Annotated in this window: 11 protein-coding genes and 1 tRNA gene; 7 read left to right on the forward strand and 5 right to left on the reverse strand. The window is 54.9% G+C overall.

The annotated features are described in order from the left end of the window. Positions 1 to 12: 12 nt before the first annotated feature. On the reverse strand, positions 13 to 2,106 hold the full coding sequence (locus K3177_RS13735) for a catalase (protein ID WP_221598704.1): 2,094 nt from the start codon (positions 2,104 to 2,106) through the stop codon (positions 13 to 15). A 318-nt stretch (positions 2,107 to 2,424) separates the two neighbouring features. Between K3177_RS13735 and K3177_RS13740 the strand changes: the two genes are divergently transcribed. After that, the gene (locus K3177_RS13740) at positions 2,425 to 3,141 is read left to right on the forward strand and encodes a Crp/Fnr family transcriptional regulator (protein ID WP_221598705.1); all 717 of its coding nucleotides are present in this window, start codon (positions 2,425 to 2,427) and stop codon (positions 3,139 to 3,141) included. Positions 3,142 to 4,077: 936 nt separating this feature from the next. Next, complete coding sequence (locus K3177_RS13745) at positions 4,078 to 5,877, forward strand: sensor histidine kinase (RefSeq protein WP_221598706.1); 1,800 nt, start codon at positions 4,078 to 4,080, stop codon at positions 5,875 to 5,877. 6 nt (positions 5,878 to 5,883) lie between these two features. Here the strand turns inward: K3177_RS13745 and K3177_RS13750 are convergent, their stop codons facing one another. After that, positions 5,884 to 6,225: a response regulator gene (locus tag K3177_RS13750; protein ID WP_420493677.1), complete on the reverse strand. Its 342-nt coding sequence runs from the start codon at positions 6,223 to 6,225 to the stop codon at positions 5,884 to 5,886. Between the two features lie 1,123 nt (positions 6,226 to 7,348). On the opposite strand from K3177_RS13750, the gene K3177_RS15600 reads away from it, so the two are divergent. The 3 genes from K3177_RS15600 (at position 7,349) to K3177_RS13765 (ending at position 9,528) form a co-directional block, all read left to right on the forward strand. Continuing rightward, a complete protein-coding gene (locus K3177_RS15600; RefSeq protein ID WP_420493680.1) occupies positions 7,349 to 7,489 on the forward strand; it encodes a DUF6471 domain-containing protein in 141 nt (46 codons plus the stop codon). Next, a complete protein-coding gene (locus K3177_RS13760; protein WP_221598708.1) occupies positions 7,447 to 8,298 on the forward strand; it encodes a hypothetical protein in 852 nt (283 codons plus the stop codon). The genes K3177_RS15600 and K3177_RS13760 overlap by 43 nt, the downstream gene beginning before the upstream one ends. A gap of 315 nt (positions 8,299 to 8,613) precedes the next feature. After that, positions 8,614 to 9,528: a DNA N-6-adenine-methyltransferase gene (locus tag K3177_RS13765; RefSeq protein ID WP_221598709.1), complete on the forward strand. Its 915-nt coding sequence runs from the start codon at positions 8,614 to 8,616 to the stop codon at positions 9,526 to 9,528. A 249-nt stretch (positions 9,529 to 9,777) separates the two neighbouring features. Here K3177_RS13765 and K3177_RS13770 read toward each other — a convergent pair whose 3' ends face one another. Next, on the reverse strand, positions 9,778 to 10,149 hold the full coding sequence (locus K3177_RS13770; protein WP_345725411.1) for a cupin domain-containing protein: 372 nt from the start codon (positions 10,147 to 10,149) through the stop codon (positions 9,778 to 9,780). 133 nt (positions 10,150 to 10,282) lie between these two features. Here K3177_RS13770 and K3177_RS15560 point away from each other — a divergent pair, with 133 nt between their 5' ends. Beyond that, on the forward strand, positions 10,283 to 11,059 hold the full coding sequence (locus tag K3177_RS15560; RefSeq protein ID WP_221598710.1) for a helix-turn-helix transcriptional regulator: 777 nt from the start codon (positions 10,283 to 10,285) through the stop codon (positions 11,057 to 11,059). On the opposite strand, the gene K3177_RS13780 is transcribed toward K3177_RS15560, so the two are convergent. Together K3177_RS13780 and K3177_RS13785 are read right to left on the reverse strand one after the other, a co-directional pair. Then, positions 11,056 to 12,369: a tyrosine-type recombinase/integrase gene (locus tag K3177_RS13780; protein WP_221598711.1), complete on the reverse strand. Its 1,314-nt coding sequence runs from the start codon at positions 12,367 to 12,369 to the stop codon at positions 11,056 to 11,058. The genes K3177_RS15560 and K3177_RS13780 overlap by 4 nt on opposite strands. 159 nt (positions 12,370 to 12,528) lie before the next feature. Continuing rightward, a tRNA-Ser gene (locus K3177_RS13785) sits at positions 12,529 to 12,618 on the reverse strand. Positions 12,619 to 12,779: 161 nt separating this feature from the next. Here K3177_RS13785 and hspQ point away from each other — a divergent pair. Beyond that, positions 12,780 to 13,160 carry a heat shock protein HspQ gene (gene hspQ, locus K3177_RS13790; RefSeq protein WP_221598712.1) on the forward strand — a complete coding sequence of 127 codons (381 nt, stop codon included), beginning with the start codon at positions 12,780 to 12,782 and terminating at the stop codon, positions 13,158 to 13,160. Positions 13,161 to 13,172 lie beyond the last annotated feature (12 nt).

Below are 13,172 nucleotides of genomic sequence, written 5' to 3' on the forward strand. Positions count from 1 at the left end.
TGTCCTTTCCGCTCAGTCCTGCTTTACGCTTTCGCGGTCCCAGAAACGCAGTTCGCCGCACGTCTCGATAAAGTCGCTTGCCGCGTCCTTCCCGGACGAGACATCTACGAAGCCGTCGTCCATCCAGTTCCACACGCCCGCCGTCTCGAAGAGCGGTTTCACTGCCGGTACGTAGGCGACGAACTTCGCATGGGCGAAAGCGTCGTTGACGAAGTCGATGCTTGGCTTGTCGGTGTTGTAGCGCTTGGCCGATGCTTCGCTCATGACCACGGCCACAGCGTCGTAGACCACCGAGGGACCGCCATCGATCTTCTGGTCGGCTTCCATCATCCTGCCGTCGGACAGCTTGGCACCGGCCACGTGCGGTGCGACGATTTCGACAATGCCACCGGCGCCAGTCGCGGCGTCTTTCAATGCCTTCACGACATCCGCGTCTGCGCCATCGGCAATATAGATGCCTAGCTTGCGGCCCTTGAAATTACCGGGGCCATTCTTGTGGATCGAAAGCGCGGGACTTTCTCTCAGATCGGTGATCGGGTCGCGCGCCGCCGGTACCTTTTCGGGCAATTCTGGAAGACCGATCCCGTTGGCAACCTCTTGCGCCAGGCCTTCGTCGATATGCCGCAGATGGCCAACCATCCGCTTGCGAATGCTCATTCGGCCGACCTTCGAAAGCTCGAAGGTCAGCGCATTCGCCATATGAGTCTGTTCAATCGGAGTCTGACTGACATAGAACTGACGTGCCTGACTATAGTGATCGGCGAAGGTTTCGCTACGCACGCGCAGCTTGGGGCCTTCGACCGGAGCTTCATAGCTCTGGAAACCCTTCATCGGGCAGGCGCGCGGTCCGCGCTCCTCCCCGGCACCATCGCCCTCGCCCCAGCTATTGGGCTCGTAATTCACGCGGCCCTTGGGATTGGTTATCGCCATGTGGCCGTCCTGCTGGAAGTGGCGCACCGGGCACTTGGGCGCGTTGATCGGCAGGTGGGTGAAGTTGGGGCCGCCGAGCCGCTTCAGCTGCGTGTCGAGATAGCTGAAATTGCGGCCTTGCAGCAGCGGATCGTCCGAATGGTCGATCCCCGGTACGAGGTTCTGCGTGCAGAACGCAACCTGCTCGGTCTCGGCGAAGAAATTGTCGACATTCGCGTCGAGCGTCAGCGTCCCGATGATTTCGACCGGCACCTCTTCCTCGGGAATGATCTTTGTCGCGTCGAGCACGTCGAAATCGAACTTTCCGGCGAATTCCTCGTCAAACACCTGGATGCCCAGCTCCCACTGGGGAAAGTCGCCCACATCGATCGCATCCCACATGTCGCGACGATGAAAATCGGGGTCCATCCCGTTGATCTTGAGCGCCTCGTTCCAGACTACCGACTGGAGACCCAGCTTCGGCTTCCAGTGGAACTTGACGAAGTGGCTCTCACCCTTCTCGTTGACCAGCCGGAAGGTGTGGACTCCGAAGCCTTCCATGAACCGGAACGAGCGCGGGATCGTGCGGTCGGACATGATCCACATGACCATGTTCATCGATTCCGGACTGAGGCTGATGAAATCCCAGAAATTGTCATGCGCGGTCTGCGCTTGCGGGAAGCCGCGATCGGGCGCGGGCTTGGCGGCGTGGATCAGGTCGGGGAATTTGATCGCATCCTGGATGAAGAACACCGGGATGTTGTTGCCAACCAGATCCCAATTGCCTTCCTGAGTGTAGAACTTGGTTGCAAATCCGCGCACGTCGCGTGCCAGATCGGGTGAGCCCTTATTGCCTGCCACGGTCGAGAAACGCGTGAAGGTCGGCGTCTTGACGCCCTCTTCGTTGAAGATGGCCGCGCGAGAATATTGCGGTATGGCTTTTGTCAGTTCGAAGTGTCCGTGAACGCCGTAGCCGCGCGCATGCACGACGCGTTCTGGAATGCGTTCGTGATCGAAGTGAAAGATTTTCTCTCGCGCAATGTGATCTTCCAGAAGTTGGGGACCACGCTCACCAGCAGTGAGCCAGTTTTGATCATCAGCGATTGGATGACCTTGGGCCGTAGTCATTACATCAGCTTCGGTCTGAGGTTTCTGACGGTTTGCACCACCATCAGAAAGTTCGAATTCATTTGCCATGGTCCCTACCTTTCACCGTCACTCTCAATTCCAGTACCGGTGAAGCCAATCGATGATCCGTGATCCAACAAAGGTTAAGCCTATTTATGAAGCATCCTTCCATCGCACTGTAGGCAAAGCTGCGATCTTTATAGCAACTGGTTAAATGCTAGTGGTAATACCTAGCGCTCGGCACTTACCCTAAACTTGAGCACGATTTGCGCCCGTTTCTTGACGGGTACAAAACGACATAAAAAAGGTTAGTTAGCGGCCAATCCCGCTAGGAATCAGGGCGTTCACGCGCAATCAGACCTGCCATTGGTGGGAGAGATGATAGTCATGTGCCCGGAACTTTATTCAGAGTGCACCTTGCGCACTGAATTAAGCGCTGAAGTCCTGAGCGCGTTAGAAGAAGCCACGAGTGACGTTATAACGATCGAGGCTGGGAACGATCTGGTCACGTCAGGTGAGGCAGTGTCGCATATCCATTACCTCCTGCGTGGAACTGTCGTGCGTTACAGGGAGGATAAGAAGGGGCATCGACAAGTGGTTGGCATCGGGCTGCATGGCGAGTTTCTCGATGTCGATAACTTCCAGCTTCGAGTGCCGAATTACAGTATGCGTTCGCTGGATAAGGCAGAGGTTGCCAAAATTCCGCTTGATGGTCTCGCTGCGCTTCTTTGCCGCTTTCCCGATATGGTTCGCATCCTTTGGACCTCCACGGTCAGCGAGGGTATAGCACTTCAATATTGGATTTTCCGTATAGGGAGGCTGCGTGGCGAGGGACGCATTGCGCATTTGATATGTGAACTGGCCGAGCGCCTCAGGCAGTACGGACGGTTTGAAGGCGGTGAGCTTAACCTGCCCCTTCGGCAGTGCGATTACGCAGAAGCTTGCGGCATGACGCCTATTCACGCCAATCGATGCTTTGCCTCACTTCGCGAGCGCGGCTTGGTAGATGTAAAGCAGACTCGATCCATTCACGTTCTCGCCGAGCCAGAGCTACGCAAACTTGCCATGTTTAGCGCATTACCGATTAATAGTGTGGAGAACTAATCGCGCAATGCCGAAAGACTGCAGCCGATATACGAGAGAGATTTGTGCACACCCAGAACTACCCGCGTAAACGAGCTATTGCGCAGCGAAGTCGCAATAACAGGATGGATCACATTGAGATCGCGAGGAATTCTAATAAATAGTCCCGTGAAACGGTTTTAAAATTCACATTGAACATAGACCGTATGGGTAACTTTTATTAACCCTGTTGGTGTTGCGCGTGTGCAGGTTGAACTGTGAAAGTTGCGTCTGTTTTTGAAGGGATTCAAAGTAGCCGCTTTTAGTATCAATTTTGCCACTGAAATTTCTCGAGAGGAACGACCAATGCATCAATATTGCCTGGTAACGAGAAATGCGGGTGGCGATCAGGTTTCTAAAATCGAATTCGAGTGCCTCTCCATAGCTGGTGCCCTTGATCAAGCTAAGACCAGATTGCATGGGAGCAAGGCTGAGCTTTATGAGGATGGGCGACCGGTCTGCTCAATGGAATTGGTGGCCCATACAGGGGCTTGGCTTATTGGCAGTCCTAAGATTTCTGCGTATTTTGCCAATCTCTGAATGAGCTGTTGTACAATACGACCTGCAACTACCATGCTGCATCCCGGCAAACCGATCTGCGACTTTCTTGCCCGCTGGTATAGTCCGCGTTAGTTTTTCTTGCGCCAAAATCGGACAGTCTCTTTCCGGCCCAGTTCCTGCCAGTCGGCAATGCGCCCCAAAATTCGTCATCAAGGGGCTGGTTGCTGCAGTCAGTAAGCTATCCCCAATCATGTGGGCGAGAAAGAAATCAGAATGGTCAGAGAGTCCGATAATCCGAAATTTAACAAAGCGTTTGGCCGTATTAGATTGCTCGCTTTATGGGCGAAAGAATCGCTATTCCCATATCCGAGGTTGGCGTAGGCTCGGTTTGCCCGCAAGACGAAAGCGTGATTCAGCATGCCTGCAGTTGATGACAATACCGGTATGGGTTCGCGCCAGGCGCCCGTCACGACAGCTGAAACCGATCCGCAACTCGATGACATCGCCCTGCTCGCGGCACAGATTTGCGCCGCGCCCGTCGCCCTTTTGGGCGTGCTGGAAAACGATGATCAGGTGCCACGCGCCACCCTAGGTATCCACGCTAAGACAACGCCTCTCAATGAGTTAATCTGTCAGCACACGATCGACACCGGCGGTCTACTGGTAATTTCCGATCTTGCAGAAGATAGGCGCACGAAGACGCACGCGCTGGTCACGGCAAAACCGTCTCTCCGCTTCTATGCTGGTATGATGCTCGCCGACAAATCTGGCACCCCCTTGGGGTCGCTTTGCGTAATGGATTACGAGCCGCGCCCAGGCGGCCTCACCACGGAGCAGGAAGCGGGCCTCAAGGCTCTTGCGCGGCAGGCGATGACACTATTGTCCGTCGAAAGCGAACGTTCGCGCGCACGCACCGTCTTCGACAGCGCGATAGACTATGCGATCATCGTCATGGATCTCGATGGAACGGTGGTGGACTGGAGCGAGGGCGCGCAGCGAATACTCGGCTGGGATAGAGACGAGATGATCGGGCGCGATGTCGATGCCTTCTTCACCCCAGAGGACCGTGAAGCCGGCATCAGCGACAAGGAAATGCAGAGCGCGCGCGAAAAAGGGCGCGGCATGGACGAGCGCTGGCACCTGCGGAAGAGCGGTGAGCGCTTCTGGGCCAGTGGTGAAATGATGCCGCTGAGACAGCCGAGCGGAAAGCTCGAAGGCTATGTCAAAATGCTTCGTGACCGGACGAAGGAACGCGTGGCGGAAGAGCGCTTGGAGATGGCGCTTGCATCGTCCGGGGCGGTTGGGCTGTGGGACTGGATGGTCGATAGCGACCTTCTGCACGGTGATGCCAACTTCGCGCGCCTCTATGGGCTCGACATCGACGAGACCAAAGCCGGTCTTACCGAAGAGCAGTATCAGCGTTACGTCGTCGCAGATGATCTCGAAGCGCTTCGCCGCGACATTCGCGAGGTGTTCGAGGCGGGCGCAGACTTTCTCGTCGAATACCGGTTGGACATTCCCGACCTTCCCCTACGCTGGGTCGAATGCAAAGGGCGGATGCTGTATTCAGCAGACGGCCAACCAGTGCGATTTTCTGGCACGGCGGTTGATATAACCGCCCGCAAACTGGCCGAGGAACAGCGGCATTTGCTGATGCAGGAATTGTCGCACCGGGTGAAGAACACCTTTGCGGTAGTTCAGGCAATCGTTTTCCAGACCTTGCGCGGCATCGATCAGAAGGTCATCGACGCTTTGCAGAGCCGCCTCGCCGCACTCAGCCGTGCTCATGAGATCCTGGTCCAGACGAGCTGGTCCTCGACCTCCATCGACGAACTACTTGATCGCGTCCTGCGGTTCGAGGGCGATGAAAGCCGTTTCGTCTTCGACGGACCCGATCTCGTCATCGGTTCGCGCGCTGCTCTGTCGCTCTCAATGCTGCTTCACGAACTCGCGACAAATGCGGTCAAACATGGATCTCTGTCCGTGTCGGTTGGAAAGGTGTTCCTGAGCTGGAAGCTGCGGGAGGAAACTTTCTGTCTTGAATGGAAGGAAACCGGTGGCCCGCCCGCCATTAACTCGGAAAGCAAGGGGTTCGGATCAAAACTGATCGCGATGGGCATTGCCGGCACACGGGAAGTCGATCTGGATTATGCTCCGGAGGGGCTGACGGCTCGCTTCGAATGCCCGCGCGAAACGCTGGAATTCGATCAGGGTTGACATGGCTTAGTCGCTAATAGCCTGCATCGCGGCAACCAACCGTTCAGGCTGGACAGGTTTGTCCAAAATGGCTCTCGCATAGTCGCATGTGCTGCATTCTTCCGGCGTGGAGGTCACAAAAATAACCGGAATGTCGCCCAAAGCATCACGAATGCGCGCGACCGCATCGGGGCCTTTGCCGCCTTTGCCTAAATTGACATCAGACAGGATTAGATCGGGCACTTGGCTCATCGCGGATGCCATCGCCGTAGCTTCGGAATTAGCTATGTTGGTGGTATCGGCTCCGTTCGTTTCGGCCATCCAGGCTATGAAATCGGCGAAAAGATATTCGTCTTCGATGATAAGCACGTGACACATAATTCAGACCCTTCGTGAGGGTTAACGATCAATACCAGCTTTCGATGCAACGGCTCGTCGCAAGGCCATCCGTTCCTAACCATGCTCTCTCCGAGATACTTCACGTCCCAAGACTTTTGACAGTACGATGCGAAAGGCAGCTATTCCGCAGTCAAAAAGTCCAAGCGGACCGCCTGCAAACGGCCCAAATACAGCCGCTCAGCAAATTGCTCGCTACGTCCGCTTCGCACCCTAATCGCGGTCATTCCCTGCTCGAATGAAGTTGCCGAAAGCCGGGCCGTCAACTTTGTACCTGCCCTTAGGTTTGCCATTGAGTCCTAGACGAAGCAGATATTGGTAATTCGGAGCCCCGTAGTCGGGTTTATCGAATACTTCTGTAAGGGCATCCGAATATTTGATATGCTATCACGTCGAAAGCGTCTCGATTTCGGCCTTCCCACTCCCAGCGACACATATTGTAAAATACCATCCATTTGTTCGGAAGTGGAGAAATCGGTCTGAAGATCGTGCCGTCACGCAATAGTATTAATGGATGGTCGCTTTCCGATGTTACGCGTTGTGACCCATCGTGCCTGATCCAACCGGCTTCTAGTTCGACATCGTCTGGTAGAAACTGGTCCTTGGTCGGATAACGAATGAACATGGCAAATTATCTCTCGGCCATATCTAGCTGCTAGAATCGAAGCATGCCGTCTGCATCATTTTAGATGCATTCCCGATCGTAAGAGGCGAGGCTCTACTCGGCATGCCAGGCATTCTGCAGTTTCTTTAAGCAGTCGACTTCCCCAGCGTCAGCAACATGGATGTTTGGCATTGCTTTCTCCAATGCAAGCGTTGCGACTACAGAGTTAATTAGCGAAAGCGTCAAAGCACAAGCTAAGGCTAAAGTCTAAGAACGGACTCGATGTTACTGAACGCTGTTTACTCATTGAAGGCGGGTTTTGGGCCAAACCATAAACCAGAATTCTTTTTCTCAGCGGGGCGATGTTTCGCTTATAGTGATATTCGCAATCACAGGAGGCGGTATGTCCGCAGTCAAAGAGAAGGAATGGGAGGACCGCGTTAAGGCCTCCTGAAGGCCGAGCTAAAGCGCCGGATTGTCACCTATGCCGAACTGGTAGGAAAGCTCGCAGACGTAGGTGTTATGGACTCTGAGCCGAATATCAGAAACAAGATTAGCCGGGGTAAATTTACAGCGGTGTTTCTTGTTCAATGTCTAACAGCGATAGGGGTAAGCGATCTGAGGCTTGGCTAGGAATTGCCCTCGCACTTGCCGCTATAGTCGGCGGGGTCATCTTTTGGGACGCGTCAAAAAATGAGGCGATTAGCCAAGTCGAGGCCGAAGATCGTGCCAGAGATTACGCTGACTCCGCAAGGGAAGATATAGCCCCCACCTGTATTGCCCTTAAACTCTCCGCTGCGGACTGCGCGGATAAAGCAGAAGATCGCTACCGCCCAGAGCAACGCCAAGAATACGATCTTGCTGCCCAACGCACTATGTCCGCCTGGACGCGTGCCATGGGCCTTGCCGCGCTTGTAGGTATGGCCGTTGGCATATTCGGACTTGGTCTGATCTGGCGCACTTGGGATGCTACGCGTGAAGCCGCCAACAGCAGCGCCAAAACATTGCTAGCGTTTATAGCCAAAGAGCGCGGAATACTTGAGCAGCGCGATGGATTTCGAACCACAAGCCTTGTCGATTTGAGCGAAGGCATTTCCGTGGAATTCGAGAATATTGGATCTGCCCCGTGCACTTTGACGAAAGTCCAGTGGTCGTTCACGAAAACTCCCGAATGGCCAGAAAACTTTAATCATTCTCTGAAGACCAAAAGGGTTATCCCGCCCGTGAAAAAATGCGGGACGCCATGTTTGGCGTTCGACATAAGACCTGAAGCTGGCCGGCCTATCTACCTTATTGGGACTGCTAAATATGAAACTTTGGATTGTGAAGGATTCGAAACCCACTTTGGCCTGATTGTGTCCTACCAGCCTGACGATGGCTATGGGCCTGAACGTTGGCAAGCTGTCAGGATATTCATAAGAAACCGCCCGTTTGACACCTAACGTCCCGCAAACGATGACAGCCGCCATTATCAGAGCAGACAATCGCCTACGCATTGTTGCGCTTGCTACATAATGCCGCTTTTCTGCTTTAAGAAACAATTAACCCCTGGGGCTGTAGGGGATGCGTGTCCGTCAAGAACGGATGAAATTCGCGACCTGCGTGCTGGATAGCATCCACGCCGGTGACCTGAATTAGTGTCGCGTCAACCTTAGGACCTCGCCTTTGGCGAGATCCGTTGGCGTTTGAGGTCACCAAATGATCCTAGTCGAAAATCGCTGCCCAAGCGGTGGTCTCGCTCGCCTTGCGAGGGAACCATGGCAAAGAAAGCCGACACAAATTCCACCAATAACCGCGCCAAATTCGATCTCCCTACTGAGCTCAAGGAAACCCGTGAGGGCCTCGGTTTGACAAGGGCGCAACTAGCCCGCCTTATTGGAGCCGAAGAAAAGCAAGTCCGTCGCGTCGAGAACGGCGAGGGCCGAGCGGACATCATGATCCGGATGATGAATGCTCTGAAGATCGAACTGACCGGCCTTGCGGCGGGACCCCTTCTGCACGCTCGCCTTCGCGCGACGCGCGAGATGAAACGAGGGTGGTCGATAGACCGCTTGGCACATAAAACCGGTGTCTCCGCCCAATCGATCGAAATGCTGGAGGAAGGAGAAGGGAGTGTTCGCGACCTCCTTTTTATTCTGAAGGCGCTCGCGCCACGATTCAACCGTCGCGGAGGAAAAGGCGGAGCAGATGCAGACAAGGACAGCCGGTTTACCGACGAGAAGACGGCTAGGAGTCTAGAGGAAGCGTTTGGAAGGGTCAGCCTCGATCCTTGTGCGCATCCCGATAGTTCGATCAACCCGATCGAGGGCTACTTCAAGCAGCAAGGACAGGATGGATTGGCTCAGCCGTGGCTCGGGAACTTCGTCTACGTCAATCCGCCCTTTTCGCAATTGGGAAAGTGGCTCGACAAGGCTCTTGATGAATATGAGAAGGATAAAATCGCGGTTCTGGCCTGCCTTATACCTACCCGTACGGATACACGCTTCTTCGCGCAGGCCCTTCAGATGGGAGCTTCTGTTTTCTTCTTCGGAGGGCGTTTGAAGTTCAGAAAACCGGACGGAACCATCGAGGCATCGAAGATAACAACCATGCTGGTCGTGTTGGGATCTACCGAGAAGCAACGGAATAAATTCCAAGAATTGTGTGAGGGAGTTTGGGTTGCGGCGAGGTAGAGCGTAAGGGAGTCGTTGGACGGCCCGGTCGAGCGCGATCCTCGCATTAACCGAATGCTACCGAAAACGCTGTGATTAGACTTTGCACTTACTTTTGCATTTCAGGTGACCCGTTAGCGTGATTGCCTCGGTTCGGCAGGTCGACCGGAGCCGAGCCGGACATGTGCCGGATCGTGCCAAACGGGTTCTAGCTCTTTCCAGATTGCGGGCTGCCGGAAAGCCGATAGAACGCGCTTATTACCGGTCGCTTCAGCCCCGCGAAGTCTTAAGGGAATCGAGCAATCCGTCATCCGCGCTTGAACACACGCCTAAGACGACCGCTTCGTCGCAACCCTTGGCTGCGACATATGCATGGCCCATGCTTGAATCGAGATAGATGCTCTGCCCCTGCTCAAGAACGAGTGGATCGTAGAATTCGGAGTGCACTTCGATTGCGCCCTCGATGACATATATGAACTCTTCACCGTGATGTTTGACGAGGTCGCCGAACTCGGAAGCGCTCTCGGCCAGCCCCGACGGCTTGGAGAATTCGCGGACCGGAGTTATCGAACTGCCTGTCCTCCAATGCCGATAGAAGAACAACTCCGGTCCGGGCCGTTCGATTGTATTCGAGCTATTCACTAGCCATCGAATAGCGCCCGCAATCGGCAAATGTCCGCTTTGGGGCATCTCGGACACCGCCCCCAATGACCGAAATGAGGGCGCATAACGGTCATTTCATTGCTGAATTTCTGACCGCTGCTATTCTCCTCATGTGAGCAAAGCGATTCATCCTTGGTCCCCTTATGAAGGCCGGACCGATTACGTCTCAAGTGGTCGTAAGACCCTCACGTCAGCTTTCGCAGACCTCGTTAAGTGCCGCGCTGGTTTTCCGCCAACTGAGTTACCGGAGATCTTCACAGCGCCTGAAGATGACGGCGAGAACGATGCTGCCCGGGATCTGGTCAGACTAAATGCAGAGCTATTTGCGCATCTGTTCGCAACAGGAAAGCTTGCCAGCTTCGCAAGACCTTTGGGTGGCGGAGAAGTAGTACCTCTTTCTGAGGAACTTTGGGAGATCGATGATCCCCTGCCTCGATTTGCTACCGGCGCATTCAACTTTGATCGATGGTGGGACGCCGATACAGAGCCAACACACCGGATATTTGTCGATGCCAAGCAGTTCGACCATTGGCTTGCAGACCTCAAGCCCCTTGGGCCGTTGACCAATCGTCAGGTTGAAGCGATCGTCGATCCTCAGATACGAGCAGCCCGGTCGGCTTCGATACAAGCGAGCACAAACAAGATCGACCACGGGATGCTGGAAGATCATGAAAGCGGTCTGGTCCCCGATTCGCCAGGCGTTGGACCAGCTCTCATGACACTTAAAGAAGTCTGCGATTTGACCCGGAGAAAATCCTCCACGATCTACAGCGACATGAACAAGGGCATCTTCCCAGAGGCCGTCAAACTTGGCTCGAGCAGTAGATGGCTGAAGGCCGAGGTGCTTGCTTACATTGCTGAACAAGCTGGGAAGCGAAGCAAGAACTAACGCCGCTTGCGGCGCGGGCTATTAATGATCTCCGCACACGGGATCGCGCCTTCCATGATCATGTCGGCCCAGCGTTGCGCAAGTTCGCGTCGCCGCGGCATGTACGCGGCTCGGTTGTACCGTAGCTCGCTGGCACTCATACCTTTTGGAGAATGGGCGAGCATCAGATCGACAATCATCCGATCGGCCAAAAGTCGTACATCTGAACCGAGTGCGCGTTCGGCCTGCTCGTTCATGATGGTCGAGAAGCTGGAACGCCAGCCATGCGGCACATGGCGTCCTTTATATCCTTCGCGATTGTACAGATAGCCGATCGCATTCTCGCTGATGGGCTTGAGGCCTGACCGTGCACCTGGAAAAACGAACGACGAGCGTCCTGTCAGCCAGCGCACAGCGCGTAGTGCTTCCACCGCTTGGGATGAAAGCGGGACGGGATGCTCGAATGCCTCATCGCTGCGAAGATGAAGCTCTTGCTTGATTTTGTCCGCCGGCACTTTCCAGAGCGCATCGCTGCTGTCCGCATTACCGTTTGCCCAATCGATACCAGTAATATTGTCCCACTCCATGAAACGCACCATGCCGGGTCTTTGCGCGGTTAGGGCTAGCAGACGGGCAGCGAGGCGGTTGACCGGGGAGGCACCAGCTCGATCGACATCGCAGATCATGGTACGGATGGATCCGACATCGAGCAGGGCAGGATAACGCTTCGGTGGCGGCAGGGGCTTCAACGCATCGTTAATATCTGCTGCGGGGTTTTCAAGCTTCGCGCCTTCTGCATTTGCGTAGCTATAGATCGCGGCCACGCGCTGCTTGATCCTTCGGGCGGTTTCGATTGCGCCGCGGCTCTCGATCTTACGCAGAATAGATAGCAGCAGGGGCTTGTCGATCTCGGCCAAGGGCACCGATCCTAGATGCGGAAAGACATCACGTTCCAAGCTTGTGATGACATCTTTGGCATGGACGGGTTTCCACCGTTCGATCTGGAGAGCGTGCCAATCGCGCGCCATCTCTTCAAATGACTTTACCGGATCGCCTGTGCCAACCAACCGGCTCCGTCTTGTAGCGTGACGGGGGTCGCGTCCCTCGCGTAAAATTCTTTTCGCGTCGTCCCGCTTCTCACGAGCATCGGCCAATGAAACCTCGGGGTATGTTCCGAGCGTCAGCAGTCGCTCCTTCTTTTCGAAGCGATATTTGTAACGCCAGCTTTTATGTCCGCTGGTCGATACGTGCAGATGTAGCCCACGGCTATCGGTAAGCTTATACGCTTTGTCTTGTGCCGTCGCCGCGCGCACTGCCTTGTCCGTGAGCATCCAATACCCCCATGGAGATCATTTCCTTACCCCCAATTTACCCCCACTTGCGTTTGGTTGGGGGTAGATGAGGTTGGACAGTATAGGAGTCGCAAACGGCGGAAATGTAAAGCTTTCCGCGTGAAACTGGATGGCATTGGAAAAGCCTGAAAAGGCTAGTGGCGGAGAGGGAGGGATTCGAACCCTCGATACGGTTGCCCGTATACCGCATTTCGAGTGCGGCGCATTCGACCACTCTGCCACCTCTCCGCATGTCTCGGGTGCGCTTTCGGGCACAAGGCCCCGGTCGAAGCGAGGGCGCCGATTAGCCGAGCACCCCACCCTTGCCAAGCCCTTTTCACGAGAATTCGGGGGATCGTCCGCCATTCCCCATTGTAAGGGCCGCGAATTATCCCATATCTGCTAGTCACATGGATCGCACACAATACTTTTCCGCCCAAGCTGGACGCACAATCGACGTTCCGCGTCGTGTAAAAAGCCGCTTCGCCATCGGCGATGTGGTTAAACACCGCGTGTTCGATTTTCGCGGCGTGATCTTCGATATCGATCCGGTCTTTGCCAATAGCGACGAATGGTACGCAGCTATTCCCGAAGACATTCGCCCCGATCGCAACCAGCCCTTTTACCATCTGCTCGCAGAAAGCGATGACAGCGATTACGTCGCCTATGTCAGTCAGCAGAATCTGGTGACGGATTCGATCTCTGGGCCGGTTTCGCACCCCGATGTGCACCAGTATTTCGAACAGTTCGAAAACGGTCGCTATCGCATGCGTCGCAGCATGACGCACTGATGATCGATCGTT

Origin of the sequence: Qipengyuania pacifica, assembly GCF_019711555.1 — a bacterium.
In the GTDB taxonomy this organism is placed as follows: domain Bacteria; phylum Pseudomonadota; class Alphaproteobacteria; order Sphingomonadales; family Sphingomonadaceae; genus Qipengyuania; species Qipengyuania pacifica.

Bases quoted from the DNA above. Each gene is read 5' to 3' on its own strand.
- K3177_RS13735 (WP_221598704.1), bottom strand. From the start codon at position 2,106: ATGGCAAATGAATTCGAACTTTCTGATGGTGGTGCAAACCGTCAGAAA.
- K3177_RS13740 (WP_221598705.1), top strand. From the start codon at position 2,425: ATGTGCCCGGAACTTTATTCAGAGTGCACCTTGCGCACTGAATTAAGC.
- K3177_RS13745 (WP_221598706.1), top strand. From the start codon at position 4,078: ATGCCTGCAGTTGATGACAATACCGGTATGGGTTCGCGCCAGGCGCCC.
- K3177_RS13760 (WP_221598708.1), top strand. From the start codon at position 7,447: ATGTCTAACAGCGATAGGGGTAAGCGATCTGAGGCTTGGCTAGGAATT.
- K3177_RS13765 (WP_221598709.1), top strand. From the start codon at position 8,614: ATGGCAAAGAAAGCCGACACAAATTCCACCAATAACCGCGCCAAATTC.
- K3177_RS13780 (WP_221598711.1), bottom strand. From the start codon at position 12,369: ATGCTCACGGACAAGGCAGTGCGCGCGGCGACGGCACAAGACAAAGCG.
- hspQ (WP_221598712.1), top strand. From the start codon at position 12,780: ATGGATCGCACACAATACTTTTCCGCCCAAGCTGGACGCACAATCGAC.